Raw genomic sequence first — 15,703 nt, forward strand, 5'->3', positions numbered from 1 at the left:
CGCTAGGGCAGCCCTGAACGCGGCGGAGACTTGAAGATGAGCGATAAATCGAACGTGGAGTTTTCCGAGCGCGAGGCTCTCCTCTTCCACTCCGCGGGCCGCCCAGGAAAAATCGAGATCATCGCGTCCAAGCCCATGGCGACACAGCGCGACCTGGCGCTGGCTTACTCGCCGGGCGTTGCCGTGCCTGTGCGCGCCATCGCCGAAGATCCTGCGACAGCCTATGACTACACGGCCAAGGGCAATCTGGTGGCGGTGATCTCCAACGGAACCGCAATCCTCGGCCTCGGCAATCTTGGCGCGCTGGCGTCGAAGCCGGTGATGGAAGGCAAGGCCGTGCTGTTCAAGCGGTTCGCCGACGTAGATTCCATCGACATCGAACTGGATAGCGAAGATCCGCAGGCGATCATCGATGCCGTCGCATTGATGGAGCCCAGCTTCGGCGGCATCAATCTGGAGGACATCAAGGCGCCGGAATGCTTCATCATCGAGCAGGCGCTGAAGGAAAAGATGAACATTCCGGTCATGCACGATGACCAGCATGGCACCGCCATCATCTGCGCAGCGGGGCTTATCAACGCGCTTCATCTGACCGGGCGTGACATCAAGGACGTGAAGATCGTGGTGAATGGCGCGGGCGCGGCGGCGATCGCCTGTACCGAGCTGATCAAGGCCATGGGCGTGCCGCACGATCAAGTCATCATGTGCGACCGCAGCGGCGTGATCTACCAGGGCCGCGCCGAGAGCATGGATCAATGGAAATCCGCGCATGCCGCCAAGACAGACGCGCGCACGCTGGAAGAAGCGCTGAAGGGTGCGGACGTGTTCCTCGGGCTGTCGGCGGCAGGCGCGCTCAAAGGACATATGGTCAGGGATATGGCCCCCCAACCCATCATCTTTGCGATGGCCAATCCCGATCCTGAAATCACGCCACCCGAAGCGAAGGCTGCGCGCCCGGATGCCATCGTCGCGACAGGCCGGTCGGATTATCCCAATCAGGTCAACAATGTCCTGGGGTTCCCCTTCATCTTCCGAGGGGCGCTCGACGTGCGGGCGACGGCGATCAACGAAGCCATGAAGATCGCCGCGGCCGAAGCGATCGCCGCGCTCGCCCGGCAGGCTGTGCCGGAAGAAGTCGCCAAAGCCTATGGCAAGTCGCATAGCTTCGGCACCGACTACATCATTCCGGCTCCCTTCGATCCACGACTGATGGAAGTCGTGCCCGCAGCCGTGGCGCAGGCCGCGATGGACAGTGGCGTGGCGCAGAAGATGATCCCGGACATCGCCGCCTATCGCCAGTCGCTGAAGGCGCGCCTAAACCCCACGACCTCCGTCCTGACGCTCGCCTATGAGGGCGCGAAGGCCGAACCCAAGCGCGTCGTCTTTGCGGAGGGCGAGGAGGAAGTGGTGCTGCGCGCGGCGATCCAGTTCCGCGATGGCGGCTATGGCATTCCGGTGCTCGTCGGGCGGCAGGACGTCTATGACCGGCTGCGGGCGCTCGGGGTCAGCGATCCGCACAGCTTCGAGGTGCATAACAGCGTCAATTCGCCGCTGGTGCCCAAGATGGTGGACCTGCTGTACCAGCGCCTGCAACGCCGCGGCTATCTCCGCCGCGATTGCGAGCGGATGGTGAACCGCGAGCGCAACGTCTTCGGCGCATTGCTGCTGCAGCTTGGCGAAGCGGAAGCGATGATCACCGGCGTTACGCGCACCTATTCGCAAACGATGCGCGACGTGCGCCGCGTGATCGATCCGGCGGCAGGCCGGACCCCGTTCGGCATCCATGTGCTCGTCGGCCAGAGCCATACGGTGTTCATGGCGGACACCACCGTGAACGAGCGCCCGACCTCCGAAGAGCTGGCGGACATCGCGATGGACACGGCGGCCGTCGCCCGCCGGATGGGGCATGAACCGCGCGTCGCGTTCCTGTCCTATTCGACCTTCGGCAATCCTTCGGGCAACTGGCTGACGAGCCTGCGCGAGGCAGTGGCCATATTGGACCAGCGCAATGTCGACTTCGAATATGAAGGCGAGATGGCGCCGGACGTGGCATTGAACCCGACCGTGATGAAGAACTATCCGTTCTGTCGCCTATCGGGGCCTGCCAATGTGCTGGTGATGCCGGGCCTGCAATCGGCGAACCTGTCGGCGAAGTTGTTGCGTGAGCTGGGTGGCGATTCCGTAATCGGGCCGATGCTCGTCGGATTGGAAAAGCCGGTGCAGGTCGCCACCATGGCCTCATCCGCCAGCGAACTGGTGACGCTGGCCGTATTGGCGGCGGGCGGGATCGCCCTTTGATCTGAACTCCTCCCGTTCGCGGGGGAGCCTTCATCGACGCAGCAGGAATACCGCGTGCTGGGCCAGGAGATTGGCGTTGGTGTGCGTGGTTTCCTTGATGCCGTTCAGGAACCACTGACCATCGATCGACCAGCCGCGCTCCTTCACCAGAGCGCGGAAATCGTCGATGGTGAGGTGGTGGATGTTGAGCGTGTCGTACCAGGTATCCGGCAACAGCTTCGTGACGGGCATACGGCCACCGAATGCCAGCGACAGTCGGCCGCGCCAATGTGCAAAATTGGGGAAGCTGACGAAAGCCTGGGCACCGATTCGTAGCAGTTCCTCGACCACGCGATCCGGGCGGCGAGTGGTCTGGAGCGTCTGACTGAGAATGGCGTAATCGAAGCTTGCGTCGGCATAATAATGCAGGTCGGTATCCGCGTCGCCCTGCACTACCGAAAGCCCGCGTCCGACAGCCGAGGCTACGTTCGCCGGATCGATTTCCAACCCTCGCGCATCGACCTCACGCTGGTCGCGCAGAGCCGCCATCAGGCTTCCGTCGCCACTGCCGACATCGAGCACCCGCGCACCGGGCGTCACGTTACGCGCAATCAGGGCAAGATCGGGGCGGAGTGGCTCCATCATGCCGTCACCGCCGGACCGTCATAGCGCTGCATGAAGATGCCGGTAATCCGCTGCCAGCCATGCCGCTCATATAGCCCGTGGGCGTCGCGCGTATTAAGCGTCCAGCGGCGCAGCCCCTGAAGGTCGGGATGCGTATGGAAATAGCGCAGCATCGCCGCTGCAAGGCCGCGGCCCTGATGCGCCTCAAGCACATACACGTCCGCCAAATGCGCGAAGGTGGCGTGGTCGGTAATCACGCGCGCGAAAGCGACCTGGTCCTCACCATGATAGATGCCGACACAATGCGAGCCAGCAATAGCGCGCTCCACGAGCGACCGGGCGATGCCGGGCGACCAGTAGCTGGCCGACAGATAGGCATGGATCGCCTCAGGCTGAAGCCGGGCGGGATCGTCTGACAGCGTGTAATCGGCAGGAAGTTCGGCTGCCATCAGCGTTCCCCTGCGCGCAGGAAGCCGTCGACGACGCGATTGAGTTCTGGGGCTTCCAGCAGGAACGCATCGTGGCCGAAAGGGCTCGATAGTTCGACGAAGCTCGCCGGCGCGCCGGACGCGTTGAGGGCGTGGACGATGACGCGCGATTCGGCGGTGGGGTACAGCCAATCGGTGTCGAAGCTGACAATGCAGAATCGCGCTTTGGTACGAGCAAAGGCGCGGGCGAGGCTGCCTTCGTGGTCTTCGGCTATGTCGTAATAATCCATGGCGCGCGTGATGTAGAGGTAGCTGTTGGCATCGAACCGGTCGACAAAACTGAGGCCCTGATGGCGCAGATAGCTTTCCACCTGAAAATCTGCGTCGAAGCCGAACGTCTTCTGCCCGCCGGGGCTATCCGGCCGCGCCTGAAGCCGTCGCCCGAATTTTTCGGTAAGGCCCGCTTCGGAAAGATACGTAATATGCGCGGCCATTCGCGCCACCGCCAGACCGGAGCTGGGCACGTCATTGTCGGCGTAGTAATCGCCGCCCCGCCAGCGCGGATCGGCCATGATTGCCTGGCGCCCGACTTCGTGGAACGCGATGTTCTGAGCAGAATGGCGCGCGGTCGAGGCAATGACCAGCGCCAGCTCGACTCGATCGGGATAGAGCGTCGGCCAGGTGAGCGCCTGCATTCCGCCCATAGACCCGCCGATGACTGCGCGCAGGCGTTCGACACCCAGATGGTCGAGCAACATCGCCTGCGCTCGCACCATGTCGCCGATGGTGATGACCGGAAAGCGCATCGCGTAAGGCTCATCCCTGCCGGGATCGACGGTTGCCGGGCCGCTCGATCCCATGCAGCTGCCCAGTACATTAGCGCAGACGATGAAGTGCCGCGCCGGATCGACGGGCTTGCCTTCCCCGACCATGCGCCACCACCAGCCGGGCTTCCCGGTCAGCGGATGTTGCGAGGCGACATATTGGTCGCCGGTGAGCGCATGGCAGATCAGGATTGCATTGGAAGCGTCGGCATTCAATGTGCCGTAGGTTTCGTAAGCGATATCCACTGGCGCAAGGGCAGCGCCGCTGTCCAGCCGCAGGGGTCCGGGCAGGCGAACCTGTCGGCCAAGGCCGAAGCGTCTGTCGGTCGATGCAGGAACGGTAGCCATCACTGGCCGCTAGGGCGCGCGGCGAGGGGTGTCAATCATTGCGCCCTTTGCGCAGGCGCTGTTTCCTCGCTAAAGCGCCTGCATGGTAGACAACACAACGATAACGCGCGTTTCGCCGGAGCCCAAAGAGTGGATTTTGGGCATCTCCGCTTATGTGCCGGGCAAGGCAGCCGCCGATGATGGCCGTCCGCTGATCAAGCTCTCCGCCAACGAAAATCCGCTGGGCGCCAGTGAAGCTACGCGGGCGGCGTTTTTTGCAGCGGCAGCGGATCTCGCCACCTATCCCGATCCCGGCGCGGCAAAGCTGCGCGAGGCAATTGCCGCCAAGTTCGGGCTTGATCCGGCGCGCGTCATCTATGGCACTGGATCGGATGAGCTGCTGCACCTGGCCGCAAGCGCCTATGCGGGGCCGGGGGACGAAGTGCTGTACGTGCGGTTCGGCTTTTCGGTTTACGACATAGCGGCACGGCGCGTGGGCGCTAAGCCGGTCATCGCGGCAGACAAGGACTATGCGACCGATGTGGATGCACTGCTTGCGGCGGTGACAGAGCGGACGCGCGTGGTTTTCCTCGCAAACCCGAACAACCCGACCGGCACCATGACCCCAGCCGCAGAAATTGCTCGGCTCCATGCCGGTCTTCGGCCGGACATCCTGCTGGTGCTCGATCAGGCCTATGCGGAGTATCTGGAGCCGGAAGATGACGATGGCGGCATGAAACTGGCGCAGGGCGCGCCCAATGTCTTCGTCACGCGCACCTTCTCCAAGATCCATGGCCTTGCCGCCGAGAGGATCGGCTGGGGCTATGCGCCAAAGGCCGTTATCGACGTGCTGCACCGCATTCGCGCGCCGTTCAATGTGACGACTGCGGGACAGGCGGCGGCGATTGCGGCAATCAACGACGACAAGTGGGTGGACGCCAGCCGGTTGCATAACCGGCAATGGCGCGAGTGGCTCGCCGACCAAATAGCGGCGATGAGCAATCATGGCCTGCGGGCAGTGCCGAGCAAGGCCAATTTCCTGCTGATCCTGTTCGAAGGAAAGCTCACGGCGGAAACTGCGCTAAAGGGCTTGATGGCGCAGGGATATGCAACCCGATGGTTGCCGGGGCAGGGCCTGCCGAACGCGCTCCGAATCACCATCGGGACGGAAGAACAGACGCGGGACGTGGCGCATATCCTTCGGACCATGGCGGAAGCGGCCTGATGCTGCCTTTTGCGCGGGTTACGGTCATCGGACTGGGCCTCATCGGCTCTTCGCTGTTGCGCGCGATCAGGGCCGAGATGCCGACGGTGCGGCTGACGGGACATGATGCCAGCGCGGAGGTGCGCGACATCGCTCGGCACCTCGATCTTGCCGACGACATAACGGACACAGTGGGGGCGGCGGTGACGGATGCCGACCTGGTGATCCTGTGCGTGCCGGTCCGGGCCATGGGAGACGTTGCGGAAGCCATGCGCGACGATTTGCCGGGCGAGGCGATCGTTTCAGACGTCGGGTCCTGCAAAGCAGAGATACTTGCCGCATTGACGGCCGCCCTGCCAGGGCAGGCCATCGTCCCGGCGCATCCCGTGGCAGGGACGGAGAACAGCGGCCCGGAATCCGGGTTTGCGAGCCTTTTCAAAGGGCGCTGGTGCATTGTCACGCCACCGGCGGATGCGGACTCCACGGCAGTGGAGCGCGTTTCGGAATTGTGGCGGCGGATCGGCGCGAACGTCGAGAGGATGGACGCGGCGCATCATGACCTGGTGCTCGCCGTCACCAGCCATCTTCCGCATCTGATCGCCTACACGATCGTCGGCACCGCCAGCGACCTGGAGGACGTAACGCGATCCGAAGTCATCAAATATTCCGCAGGCGGCTTTCGCGACTTCACGCGCATAGCGGCGAGCGATCCGACGATGTGGAGGGACGTGTTCCTGTCCAACAAGGATGCCGTGCTGGAGATGCTACAGCGGTTCTCCGAGGATTTGTCGGCGCTACAACGAGCGATCCGCTGGAATGATGGAGATGCGCTGTTCAACCTGTTCACGCGCACGCGCGCCATCCGTCGATCTATCATCGAAGAGGGGCAGGACGACCCCGCGCCCGATTTCGGCCGTACGCACAGCTAAATTCAGAAACCGATTTCCGCCGCATAGTCCGGATCGGACATTGCGGTGAGTCGTCGCGCAGCACGCCGGGCAAAGCGCAACGTCTCGGCCTTTCGCCGCGCGGCTGCGAGCGGTTCGGTCGGCGCAGCACGCAGGATCTCCGCATCATACTGGTCCGCCACGATCAGGCCGGTGCGCGTGGGCCATAATGCCTCGCCCTCAAAAGGGGAGAGGTCGAAACCGGCAGGCACAGCCCAGAAATATCTGTCGCAATAGTCGAAATAATCCGGCCACTTCGCATCGCCAAGCAGGTCCGCTCGGCTACACTTAATCTCAACGATCACCAGATGGCCGGAGAGGTCCAGCGCCATGATGTCGGCGCGGCGACCATTCGGAAGCGGCGCTTCGACGAGGCCGAACAGGTCGTGTCGCTGGAACAGGCGGAGCACCCCGCGCGCAACCGCCATCGCCGTGCCGTTGGTCAGGGGAGAACAGGGAGCGAGCGCTTCGGTCATCAAGCGGTATTAGAACAATAGATGAACAAAGAAAAGGCCGAACCCAATTTCAGGGTCGGCCTTTACCTTGTCCCAAGCTGCCGCAGCGAGGCGGCGCAGGAGTCAGCGATAGAAGATATGGTTGTCAATCGACGCCAGCCGGGGCTTCCCCCAACCCGGCGAAACGCGACGGGCGTGGAAGAAGAGCGCGCCTTCGGCCTGGCTCTTCCAGCCATCCTTGAGGGCGATCTGAGCGATGGCGACGGCCTGCTGCCAATCCTGGCTGTCGGTACGCGGCTGAGGCACGTTGCCACCGCGTACGAAGCTGAACTGACTCGGCTGACGCACGACGCCGCACAGGCTGCTGGCGAACCGGCCGGATTGCGAGCGATTTATGATGACACGCGCAACGGCGAGCTGCCCGGCGAGGCTTTCGCTCTTCGCCTCATAATATATGGCACTGGCGAGGCAGCGCATGTCTTCGTTGATTTCGGCAGGCACCGGCTGCGCGTCTACGAGCGCGGCGAGCGTGGGTGCGGGCTGAGCCGGAGCATCGATATCGCCCGAGGAAACTTTTTGCGACTGGGACGTTGATGTCGTGCTGATTGGCTGAACTATCTCACGCGGCGCGGCGAAGGTAACGCCTGCATCCTGCGGAGTAGAAGAATAAGGAAGCGTCGGAATCGTGACGGGTAGCGTCTCGGTCGATCCAGCGGCTTGAGAGGCATCGCTGGCAGTAACGGCAGCAATTGCAGACAGTGTAAATGCGGCCATCGTTGCGGCCTTCAAACGGAAACTCATTACGGCTCAAGTTAGTGCGGTGAGTCGGCCAGGACGCCGTATCCTTGAGGATGGGCTTTTCTTGCGTCCGGTCGCCCCCCGTCTGCGTGTTTACCATTTCCCCCCAAATGAGGAACAGCGGCAACCTGCGCGTTGGCGTGCAGGCGCTATGGCTGTGACGTTCCGTTCCGTCAACGTTCAGGCGAGGGATTCCACGGCCAAGCGTTCCGCATCCGCGATATCGAGTTCTATTAACCATAGATCGGGGTCAGACTTCCGACGGCGCGCAATATATTGTGCGGATGCGCCCCATTCGGACTCAGGCGGCGGTCCGCAGGGAACCAGCCGATGGCCATCCGTATGGTCGGAGACACGCTCGAACAGCCCTGTTTCCCTGCCTTTTTCGAGACATTGTACCAGGATCGTGCCGCTGGTCCGATCGCCCCGATGCACTATGGCGGCGAAGCCTCCAAGGGCTTCCACCCGACGCACCAGCATGCTCACGAGCATGTGCGTGGCGAGGCGCGCCGTCATGGGGCGGCGCGATAGCCCGGCAGTGACGACAGCGGAAATTGCGAGCGCATGAACGTTCCCGTTCCGCGCCCCACCTCTTCTCCGTCGGCATCGATGAGGCTCGCTTCAGCCACATAAACGCGTCGGCGACCGCTGATCCATCGCCCCTCGGCGCGCAATGTGCCCGAATGAATCGGCCGCGTGAACAACAGGTTAAAGTTCGTCGTCAGAAGGAAGCGATCACTGACCAGGCTATTGGCGGCGTAGAAGGCGGCGTCGTCCAGCATCTTGAAGTATACCGTGCCATGTACGGCACCGGCCGCGTGGTACGACGTTGCGTCTACATCGAAATCTATGCGTGACTGCCCAGGGCCGACTATCGTCAACTCGGAACGAAAGAGCTGGTTTATCGGGGCGGAACGATAGAGCTGCTCCAGCGCCCTGAAATGCGCCGTCTCTCCGCTGGGCGGGAAAGGAATCTCAGGCTGCGTCACGCGCCTCATTGCCGGAAAGAAGCGCGAAAAGCGCCTCGCGCGAACCGACGCCGCGTACGCGGGCGATCTGCGCCTCATTTCGCAAATAGCGCGACACGCGGGCTAGAGTCTTCAGATGCTCAGCCCCACTATCGAGGGGTGAGAGAAGGGCAAAGACCACATCGACTGGCGCATTATCCACAGCTTCGAAAGCAAGCGGCGTTTCGAGCAGGATTACCATTGCCCGCACGCGATCGAGGTCCGGGATTTTGGCATGGGGTATGGCGACACCTCCGCCGAAACCGGTAGAGCCAAGTCTCTCCCGTTCGATGAGACGATCGAACACGACGTCGGCCGACTGCGCATAGTTCGCTTCGGCCATTTCACTCAACTTCTGGAACAGTTGCTTTTTGCCGCTGACCGTAACACCGATGGCCAGTGCTTCGGGCGTCAATATGTCGTCGAAATGAACCATGTCGTACCTAGCCGGTCCTCCGGCGGATCATCGAGACCGGCCTGCCGATCCAGAACGCGATGCCGGAACCAAAGCCCGGCCCCATAAAGCGCAGGGGCCGGGAGGTCAATCATATAGGCCAGGGCGCTAACTCCCGAGCTGCCGAGTCGTCAGGCGCGCGGCTCAACCCAGCCGATGGTGCCGTCGTGACGGCGGTACACCATATTGTAGGCGGACGTGCCTGCATTGAGGAAGAGAAGCGCGTTGGTGTTACGCAGGTCGAGCATCATCACCGCGTCAGATACCGAGGCTTCGGGAATATCGACACGCGTTTCCGCGACAATGAGAGGCGCCTCGGCGGGTTCTTCGTCCTCAGGGGCCGTGGCGAAAACCGTATAGCCCGCACCATCGACCTGAAGGCCGTCGATGCCGTTCATACGCTGCTCTTCGGCGGCAGCGGCCTGCACATGACGGTCCTTCAGACGGCGCATATAGCGGCGAAGCTGTTTCTCGATGCGGTCTGCCGCCTGATCGAAGGCAACATGCGCATCCTGTGCTTCAGCCGTACCTTTCAGGATCAAGCCGGTCATCACATGGCACACGATATCGCAATGGAACGCGCCATGCGGCGCCGGACGGAAGGTCACTTGCGCCGAAATCGCGCGGGCGAAATATTTCTCGGCCACCGTTTCGAGCCGGGTCCAGACATGCTCCTTCAGCGCGTCGCCTGTGTCGACCTGATGACCGGAAACCTGAATATCCATAATGCCTTCTCCTTATTCGAGCCGGTCCACCCGAAAGACGGACCGGTGGGCGTGCCGGAGCGGTCGGGGAGACCGGCCCCGGAGAGGACGGCGCCGCCAATCAGGCGGCGGCACCGTCTAGCCAGAGCGGCTTGTCCAGCATTGCGATGAACGCTGCGTGCCGCTCCAACTCCGCAACGCTGGCCCGATGAGGCCGCGCTGGGCGAACAGGGCGAACGGCCGAAACAAAGGCTCGTTCCATTTCGCCCGCATTTCCGGTGTCTTCGCTGGCGAGCACGAGGCCGATTTGCCGTCCGCCAGTCAACTCTATGTAAAGCTGCGCTAAAAGCTCCGCATCGAGTAGAGCGCCATGCTTGATGCGATGGCTGCGATCGATCCCGTAGCGAGTGCAAAGCGCGTCGAGACTGTGCTTTGCACCGGGATGCAGAGTACGGGCGATCGCCACGGTATCGACCATGCGTTCGAAGGAAATCGGATCACGGCCGATCAGCTTCAGCTCATGATTGAGGAAGCCGAAGTCGAATTTGGCGTTGTGGGCGACGAGGGGGCAATCCCCGAGGAAATCCAGCAGGGCGTCAACGCCATGGAGAAAGAGCGGCTTGTCGCTAAGGAAGATATCCGACAACCCGTGCACGGCTTCGGCGGCGGCAGGCATGGCCCGCTGCGGATTGAAATAGGCGTGGAAACTTTCCCCGGTGGGCACGCGATTAACAAGTTCGATGCAGCCGATTTCGACAAGCCGGTCGCCGGTAGCGGGGTCGAACCCCGTGGTTTCCGTATCAAATATGATTTCGCGCATAGGCCTTCCGACTCTGGGTAGACACTATCGACCCGCTTTGGCGTGAAGGCAAGCGACGAGACGGCGAACTTGCGCGCGGGTGCGATCAAAGGTCGTGCCGGTCTCGACGATGAAGTCAGCACGACGGCGCTTTTCGGCATCTGGAGTCTGGAGATGCCTGATCTGGTGGAACTTGGCAGGCGTCATGCCGCGTCGGGCGAGAACGCGGGCACGCTGCTTCCACGCAGGCGCGGACACGACGATCACGCCGTCGAGTTTCGTCCTGCCCCTGGTTTCGAACAGCAGGGGTATGTCGAGGACCACGAGTCGGCGCGCCCGGTGACGGCGCAGGAAATCGGAACGGGATTTTTGCACGGCCGGATGCACGATCGCTTCCAGCGCCTTCAATTCCTGCGGGTGGCCGAAAACCGCAGCGCCCAGTTTCGGGCGATCCACGCCTCGGGGTCCGGTAGTGCCTGGGAACCGCGCCTCGATGGCCGGGAGCAACGCTCCGTCAGGTCCCTGCAGACGATGCACCTCGGCATCGGCGTCGAAGACCGGCACCCCCTCCCGGCGGAGCATCGCCGCAACGGCCGATTTGCCCATGCCGATCGATCCCGTAAGGCCCCAGATCTTTGCCAATGGTCAGGCCGTCAGCAAAGCGCGCAATTCATCGTCATGCTCACGCGGCGCATCGGCATCGAAGAAGATGTCGAAGGCCAAAGCTGCCTGCCCGATGAGCATCTCCAACCCGTCGACGGTCGCCAATCCCCGTGCCTTTGCCGCCACCAGCAGACTGGTTTCGAGGGGCGCGTAGACAATGTCATAGACCAGCGCCTGGGCGGGTAATGGTGACAGATCGAGCGTGAGATCAGGCTGGCCCGTCATGCCCAGCGATGTGCTGTTCACCAGCAGATCCACCGCGGGCAGCGGCGCATCCATTCCGATCACAGTGCCCTTCGTTCCAGCGCGCTCCAGTAGAGCCTGCCCCTTCTCCGCATCACGCGCCATGACTGTTATATTGGGGACACCGAAGGTCGTCAGCGCGAAGAGGATCGCCCGCGCCGCACCGCCCGCGCCGATGATCACGGCATGCTCGCCGCGCCATTTGCGGGCAATCAACGCCTGCAGGAATCCTCCGGCATCCGTGTTCGTACCGATCAGCGGTCCGCCCGTTTCTCCGGCGATCGTGTTCATGGCGCCGATGCGCTCCCGCACGCCACCGGGATCGTCTGTATATTCCATCACCGCGATCTTGTGCGGGATCGTCACGTTGCAGCCCAACCAGTCGGGATCTGCGCGGCGTTGCAGGAAATAGGCCGACAGCCCCTCCGGCTTGACATGCGTCTTGCGGTATTCCGCTTCGATGTTGAGCTTTTCCAGCCAGAAATTGTGGATAAGCGGCGACTTGCTGTGTGCGATCGGATCGCCGATCACTTCGGCATATGGCATTCCCTGAGTCATGTCGGCAACAACGCACGGATGCGCAGGAAGTCAAGCAAGGGCAGCAGCGGCAAGCCCTGAATGGCGAACTGGCTCCCCTCGATACGCGTGAAGAGTTGGGCGCCGGGTCCTTCGATACGATAGCAGCCGACGCACCAGCGGCACTCGTCCCATTCCTGGTCGAGATAGGACCGGATGAAGGATGGCGAGAGGACCCGCATCGTCATCCTCACCCGCTCGATGTTCCGCCATACCGGCGTGCCGCCCTGTACGATGACGGCAGCGCTGTGGAGATAGTGGCTGCGTCCGGAAAGAAGCGTCAATATCCGTTCGGCATCGGCCCGATCGGTGGCCTTGTCGATCATCTCGCCGGTGTCGAGGCTCAGCGTCTGGTCGCAGCCGAGCACGAGATCGCCGGGCGCGCGGCGCGAGACCCTGAGCGCCTTCAATTCCGCAAGCGCATCGGCAAGAGCGCGCGCGTCGAGCCCGTCGGCCCGCAGTGCGTCCTTGGCCGCCTCTTCGTCGACGCCTGGCGCTACGGCATTTAACGCCACGCCTGCTGCCGACAATAGCGCGCGGCGGCTGGCGCTTTGCGATGCAAGGATAAGAGAAGCGGTCATGATGCCTTCGCTTCCGCATCGTTCAGGACGCGTTCGTTGAACAGGTTGATGATGGCCGCGGCGGCTTCCTCGATCGACCGCCGCGTCATTTCGATCACCGGCCAGCCATTATCGGCAAAGATACGGCGCGCAAAGGCGACTTCCGCCTGAACACGCTCGATGTCGACATAATTGGTTTCGGGCGCCTGATTGAGCGACAAAAGCCGGTTGCGGCGAACCTGCACCAGCCGCTCGGGGCTGATGGTCAGGCCGACGACGAGCGGATGCTTGAGGCGATAGAGGCTCTCGGGAGGGGGCGATTCCATGATGAGCGGGATATTTGCGGTCTTGTACCCGCGATTGGCGAGATAGATGGACGTCGGCGTCTTGGACGCGCGAGACACTCCGGCAAGGACGATGTCCGCCTCTTCCCAGTTCTCATGAGCAACGCCATCGTCATGGGCAATCGTGAACTGGATCGCCTCGATGCGCGCGAAATAGGCTTCGTCGAGAATATGTTTGCGACTAGGCCGGTTGCGTGTCTCCTGACCCAGGATGTTCGACATCGCATCGGTGACGGCATCCAGCGCTGCGACGTGCGGCAGCCCCAAGGCACGGCAGCGGTTCTCCAGCTTTCGGCGAAGATCGCTGTTTGCCAGCGTGAACAACACGAGACCGGGGTTCATCGCGATCTCTTCCATGATCCGGTTCAGGTGCAACTCCGACCGCACCATCGGCCAGAAATGCCGGATCGCTTCAACATTCTCGAACTGGGCAATACCCGCCTTCGCGATATTTTCGAGAGTCTCTCCGGTGGAGTCCGACAGGAGGTGGAGGTGGAGGCGCGTCATCGTCGCAAACTCTGTTGGGGAACTGTGGATAAAGCAAGGGATGAAAGCGAGGATAAGTTTGAGGCCGATTTTGGTCGTCGCTAAGCGGAGAACGATCCACAGCCCTCCCACAGCCGCTAAAATTCATCCACATCCTGTGGATAACGTGCATAACTCAAGCGACTCTGGCAGATAGCCAAGGGTCGCCAGAGTCAAACTGTTGGCAAATGCGGGGGCAGTGGATTAACCCCGCTGTCCACTGCCCATCATCTTCATCATTCTTCAATATTAATTAAGATAGAGTATATGACCCTGACTGTTCCGGGTCTGCCAGTCGCGCAGGCCATCACGAAACCTTTGTTACGCGTGCTGGCTGGCGAACCAATGAATCCGCCTCCGATGTGGCTGATGCGACAAGCGGGGCGCTATCTTCCGGAGTATCGCGCGCTGCGAGCCGAAAAGGGCGGATTCCTGGAACTGGTGTACGACAGCGCGGCGGCGGCGGAGGTGACCGTGCAGCCGTTGCGCCGTTTCGCCTTCGATGGGGCAATCCTGTTCTCCGACATCCTGATCGTGCCCTATGCTTTGGGGCAGAAGCTCTGGTTCGAGGTCGGGGAAGGGCCGCGGTTGGCGCCGACTCTGGACACCACAGAGCTTGCTTCGCTCATCCCCGACTTCAGCCGGTTCGATGCGATCTACGAGACGGTGCGGCAAGTGAAGGCGCAACTTGCCCCCGAGGTGGCGATGCTGGGCTTTGCAGGCAGCCCGTGGACGATAGCGACCTATATGGTGGCGGGACAGGGCAGCAAGGATCAGGGGGCGGCGCGGAGGCTTGCCTATGCCGATCCGAAGCGCTTTGCCGGGATCATCGACGCTATCGTCGAGGCGACGGTCGAATATCTCTGCGGCCAGATCGATGCCGGCGTTGAGGCGATACAGCTTTTCGATAGCTGGGCGGGCAGTCTGGCACCGCTCGAGCTGGATCGCTGGGTGATTGCGCCGAACGCCAGGATTGTCGCCGCCGTCAAAGCCAGGCGGCCCGGAGTGCCGATCATCGGATTTCCCAAGGGTATCGGTGCCCGGCTGGTCGACTATGCGGCGGGCACCGGAGTAGATGCGCTGGGCCTGGACGAGACAGTGGACCCGCATTGGGCCAATGCCGTGCTGCCTGAGGGACTGCCGGTGCAGGGCAATCTCGATCCTCTGGCGCTGGTTTCGGGCGGCGCCGGAGTGGCGGAGTCCGTGGTCAATATCCTTGCCGCCTTTGCCGGGCGGCCGCATATCTTCAACCTCGGCCATGGCATATTGCAGGACACGCCGATTGATCATGTCGAGGCATTGATTACAATGGTGCGGAAGACGGGCTCAGCGGCAACAAAGGTGAGTGAAGGCGCATGACATTTCTGGGAGCGGCTTACCTTTGGGTGAAGGCTGCGCACCTGATCTTCGTGATATTCCTGATGGCCGGGCTGTTCATGCTGCCGCGGTTCTTCGTCTATCATCAGGAATCTCCCGCGGGGTCGGAAGAGGATCGCAAATGGATCGATCGCGAGCGCAAGTTGCTCAAGATCATCCTCAATCCCTCGCTCGTGCTTGTCTGGGTTCTGGGCTTGCTGCTGGCCTACGATATCGGGGCTTGGACCATGGGATGGTTCCACCTGAAACTGCTGCTGGTGGTGGGTCTTTCCGGCTATCACGGCTGGCTCAGCGGCTATGCACGGAAGCTGGCAAGGGGCGAGCGGACGCTCACGGACAAGAAGCTGCGGATGATGAACGAAGTGCCGGGAATCGCCGTGGCGGTCATCGTCATACTGGTAATCGTAAAGCCGTTCTGAAGCACCGACATATCTGGCGAACGCCAATCGCAGCAGCTTGACTTGGTTTCCCCTGCGGCGTAACGCACAGCAGTCTCCTTTGCCGCTCGGGCGTTGAGAATTTCCTTTCCTGTCAGATCCGAGCCGGCGCTTCCACATCGCATATCTG

At 62.1% G+C, this 15,703-nt stretch carries 19 protein-coding genes; 5 read left to right on the top strand and 14 right to left on the bottom strand.

The window, feature by feature from the left end:
* Nucleotides 1–36 precede the first annotated feature (36 nt).
* Nucleotides 37–2,298, top strand: coding sequence for an NADP-dependent malic enzyme (locus QHC67_RS05255; protein WP_319291993.1), 2,262 nt, complete (start codon nucleotides 37–39; stop codon nucleotides 2,296–2,298).
* Between the two features lie 30 nt (nucleotides 2,299–2,328).
* Here QHC67_RS05255 and metW read toward each other — a convergent pair whose 3' ends face one another.
* The 3 genes from metW to metX are packed head-to-tail and all read right to left on the bottom strand — an operon-like array spanning nucleotide 2,329 to nucleotide 4,501.
* Nucleotides 2,329–2,922 (bottom strand): methionine biosynthesis protein MetW, encoded by a 594-nt coding sequence (metW, locus tag QHC67_RS05260; protein ID WP_319291996.1) that lies wholly within the window; start codon nucleotides 2,920–2,922, stop codon nucleotides 2,329–2,331.
* Nucleotides 2,919–3,350 (bottom strand): GNAT family N-acetyltransferase, encoded by a 432-nt coding sequence (locus QHC67_RS05265; RefSeq protein WP_319291999.1) that lies wholly within the window; start codon nucleotides 3,348–3,350, stop codon nucleotides 2,919–2,921. The genes metW and QHC67_RS05265 overlap by 4 nt, the downstream gene beginning before the upstream one ends.
* Nucleotides 3,350–4,501, bottom strand: a complete 1,152-nt coding sequence (metX, locus tag QHC67_RS05270; RefSeq protein ID WP_319292001.1) for a homoserine O-acetyltransferase MetX — start codon at nucleotides 4,499–4,501, stop codon at nucleotides 3,350–3,352. The genes QHC67_RS05265 and metX overlap by 1 nt, the downstream gene beginning before the upstream one ends.
* Nucleotides 4,502–4,583: 82 nt before the next feature.
* Between metX and hisC the strand changes: the two genes are divergently transcribed.
* Together hisC and QHC67_RS05280 are read left to right on the top strand one after the other, a co-directional pair.
* Nucleotides 4,584–5,705, top strand: a complete 1,122-nt coding sequence (gene hisC / locus QHC67_RS05275; protein WP_319292005.1) for a histidinol-phosphate transaminase — start codon at nucleotides 4,584–4,586, stop codon at nucleotides 5,703–5,705.
* The gene (locus tag QHC67_RS05280; protein ID WP_319292009.1) at nucleotides 5,705–6,613 is read left to right on the top strand and encodes a prephenate/arogenate dehydrogenase family protein; all 909 of its coding nucleotides are present in this window, start codon (nucleotides 5,705–5,707) and stop codon (nucleotides 6,611–6,613) included. The genes hisC and QHC67_RS05280 overlap by 1 nt, the downstream gene beginning before the upstream one ends.
* 2 nt (nucleotides 6,614–6,615) lie before the next feature.
* Here the strand turns inward: QHC67_RS05280 and QHC67_RS05285 are convergent, their stop codons facing one another.
* The 11 genes from QHC67_RS05285 to QHC67_RS05335 form a co-directional block, all read right to left on the bottom strand.
* On the bottom strand, nucleotides 6,616–7,107 hold the full coding sequence (locus tag QHC67_RS05285; RefSeq protein ID WP_319292012.1) for an MmcB family DNA repair protein: 492 nt from the start codon (nucleotides 7,105–7,107) through the stop codon (nucleotides 6,616–6,618).
* Nucleotides 7,108–7,209: 102 nt separating this feature from the next.
* The gene (locus tag QHC67_RS05290; RefSeq protein WP_319292015.1) at nucleotides 7,210–7,887 is read right to left on the bottom strand and encodes a cell wall hydrolase; all 678 of its coding nucleotides are present in this window, start codon (nucleotides 7,885–7,887) and stop codon (nucleotides 7,210–7,212) included.
* Nucleotides 7,888–8,064: 177 nt separating this feature from the next.
* The gene (locus tag QHC67_RS05295) at nucleotides 8,065–8,400 is read right to left on the bottom strand and encodes a DUF1491 family protein (RefSeq protein ID WP_319292019.1); all 336 of its coding nucleotides are present in this window, start codon (nucleotides 8,398–8,400) and stop codon (nucleotides 8,065–8,067) included.
* Nucleotides 8,397–8,882: a PaaI family thioesterase gene (locus QHC67_RS05300; protein ID WP_319292022.1), complete on the bottom strand. Its 486-nt coding sequence runs from the start codon at nucleotides 8,880–8,882 to the stop codon at nucleotides 8,397–8,399. Before QHC67_RS05300 ends, QHC67_RS05295 begins: the two co-directional genes overlap by 4 nt.
* Nucleotides 8,860–9,327, bottom strand: coding sequence for a PTS sugar transporter subunit IIA (locus QHC67_RS05305; protein ID WP_319292025.1), 468 nt, complete (start codon nucleotides 9,325–9,327; stop codon nucleotides 8,860–8,862). Before QHC67_RS05305 ends, QHC67_RS05300 begins: the two co-directional genes overlap by 23 nt.
* Nucleotides 9,328–9,476: 149 nt before the next feature.
* On the bottom strand, nucleotides 9,477–10,070 hold the full coding sequence (hpf, locus tag QHC67_RS05310) for a ribosome hibernation-promoting factor, HPF/YfiA family (RefSeq protein ID WP_319292028.1): 594 nt from the start codon (nucleotides 10,068–10,070) through the stop codon (nucleotides 9,477–9,479).
* A gap of 100 nt (nucleotides 10,071–10,170) precedes the next feature.
* Complete coding sequence (gene dnaQ / locus QHC67_RS05315) at nucleotides 10,171–10,869, bottom strand: DNA polymerase III subunit epsilon (protein WP_319292031.1); 699 nt, start codon at nucleotides 10,867–10,869, stop codon at nucleotides 10,171–10,173.
* A gap of 24 nt (nucleotides 10,870–10,893) precedes the next feature.
* Entirely contained in the window at nucleotides 10,894–11,490 is a 597-nt protein-coding gene (gene coaE / locus QHC67_RS05320) for a dephospho-CoA kinase (RefSeq protein ID WP_319292034.1), read from the bottom strand.
* A gap of 3 nt (nucleotides 11,491–11,493) precedes the next feature.
* Complete coding sequence (gene aroE, locus QHC67_RS05325) at nucleotides 11,494–12,312, bottom strand: shikimate dehydrogenase (protein WP_319292039.1); 819 nt, start codon at nucleotides 12,310–12,312, stop codon at nucleotides 11,494–11,496.
* The gene (locus QHC67_RS05330) at nucleotides 12,309–12,911 is read right to left on the bottom strand and encodes a Maf family protein (RefSeq protein ID WP_319292042.1); all 603 of its coding nucleotides are present in this window, start codon (nucleotides 12,909–12,911) and stop codon (nucleotides 12,309–12,311) included. Before QHC67_RS05330 ends, aroE begins: the two co-directional genes overlap by 4 nt.
* Nucleotides 12,908–13,741, bottom strand: a complete 834-nt coding sequence (locus QHC67_RS05335; RefSeq protein WP_319292045.1) for a pyruvate, water dikinase regulatory protein — start codon at nucleotides 13,739–13,741, stop codon at nucleotides 12,908–12,910. Before QHC67_RS05335 ends, QHC67_RS05330 begins: the two co-directional genes overlap by 4 nt.
* A 285-nt stretch (nucleotides 13,742–14,026) precedes the next feature.
* Here QHC67_RS05335 and hemE point away from each other — a divergent pair, with 285 nt between their 5' ends.
* Together hemE and QHC67_RS05345 are read left to right on the top strand one after the other, a co-directional pair.
* Nucleotides 14,027–15,118: a uroporphyrinogen decarboxylase gene (gene hemE / locus QHC67_RS05340; protein WP_319292048.1), complete on the top strand. Its 1,092-nt coding sequence runs from the start codon at nucleotides 14,027–14,029 to the stop codon at nucleotides 15,116–15,118.
* Nucleotides 15,115–15,555 carry a CopD family protein gene (locus QHC67_RS05345; protein ID WP_319292051.1) on the top strand — a complete coding sequence of 147 codons (441 nt, stop codon included), beginning with the start codon at nucleotides 15,115–15,117 and terminating at the stop codon, nucleotides 15,553–15,555. Before hemE ends, QHC67_RS05345 begins: the two co-directional genes overlap by 4 nt.
* The last annotated feature ends 148 nt before the right edge of the window (nucleotides 15,556–15,703 follow it).

Source organism: Sphingobium sp., from assembly GCF_033795625.1.
GTDB lineage: Bacteria > Pseudomonadota > Alphaproteobacteria > Sphingomonadales > Sphingomonadaceae > Sphingobium.

Excerpts from the sequence above, each read along its gene's own strand:
- QHC67_RS05255 (WP_319291993.1), top strand. The coding sequence starts at position 37 with ATGAGCGATAAATCGAACGTGGAGTTTTCCGAGCGCGAGGCTCTCCTC.
- metW (WP_319291996.1), bottom strand. The coding sequence starts at position 2,922 with ATGATGGAGCCACTCCGCCCCGATCTTGCCCTGATTGCGCGTAACGTG.
- QHC67_RS05265 (WP_319291999.1), bottom strand. The coding sequence starts at position 3,350 with ATGGCAGCCGAACTTCCTGCCGATTACACGCTGTCAGACGATCCCGCC.
- metX (WP_319292001.1), bottom strand. The coding sequence starts at position 4,501 with ATGGCTACCGTTCCTGCATCGACCGACAGACGCTTCGGCCTTGGCCGA.
- hisC (WP_319292005.1), top strand. The coding sequence starts at position 4,584 with ATGGTAGACAACACAACGATAACGCGCGTTTCGCCGGAGCCCAAAGAG.
- QHC67_RS05280 (WP_319292009.1), top strand. The coding sequence starts at position 5,705 with ATGCTGCCTTTTGCGCGGGTTACGGTCATCGGACTGGGCCTCATCGGC.
- QHC67_RS05285 (WP_319292012.1), bottom strand. The coding sequence starts at position 7,107 with ATGACCGAAGCGCTCGCTCCCTGTTCTCCCCTGACCAACGGCACGGCG.
- QHC67_RS05290 (WP_319292015.1), bottom strand. The coding sequence starts at position 7,887 with ATGAGTTTCCGTTTGAAGGCCGCAACGATGGCCGCATTTACACTGTCT.
- QHC67_RS05295 (WP_319292019.1), bottom strand. The coding sequence starts at position 8,400 with ATGACGGCGCGCCTCGCCACGCACATGCTCGTGAGCATGCTGGTGCGT.
- QHC67_RS05300 (WP_319292022.1), bottom strand. The coding sequence starts at position 8,882 with ATGAGGCGCGTGACGCAGCCTGAGATTCCTTTCCCGCCCAGCGGAGAG.
- QHC67_RS05305 (WP_319292025.1), bottom strand. The coding sequence starts at position 9,327 with ATGGTTCATTTCGACGACATATTGACGCCCGAAGCACTGGCCATCGGT.
- hpf (WP_319292028.1), bottom strand. The coding sequence starts at position 10,070 with ATGGATATTCAGGTTTCCGGTCATCAGGTCGACACAGGCGACGCGCTG.
- dnaQ (WP_319292031.1), bottom strand. The coding sequence starts at position 10,869 with ATGCGCGAAATCATATTTGATACGGAAACCACGGGGTTCGACCCCGCT.
- aroE (WP_319292039.1), bottom strand. The coding sequence starts at position 12,312 with ATGACTCAGGGAATGCCATATGCCGAAGTGATCGGCGATCCGATCGCA.
- QHC67_RS05330 (WP_319292042.1), bottom strand. The coding sequence starts at position 12,911 with ATGACCGCTTCTCTTATCCTTGCATCGCAAAGCGCCAGCCGCCGCGCG.
- QHC67_RS05335 (WP_319292045.1), bottom strand. The coding sequence starts at position 13,741 with ATGACGCGCCTCCACCTCCACCTCCTGTCGGACTCCACCGGAGAGACT.
- hemE (WP_319292048.1), top strand. The coding sequence starts at position 14,027 with ATGACCCTGACTGTTCCGGGTCTGCCAGTCGCGCAGGCCATCACGAAA.
- QHC67_RS05345 (WP_319292051.1), top strand. The coding sequence starts at position 15,115 with ATGACATTTCTGGGAGCGGCTTACCTTTGGGTGAAGGCTGCGCACCTG.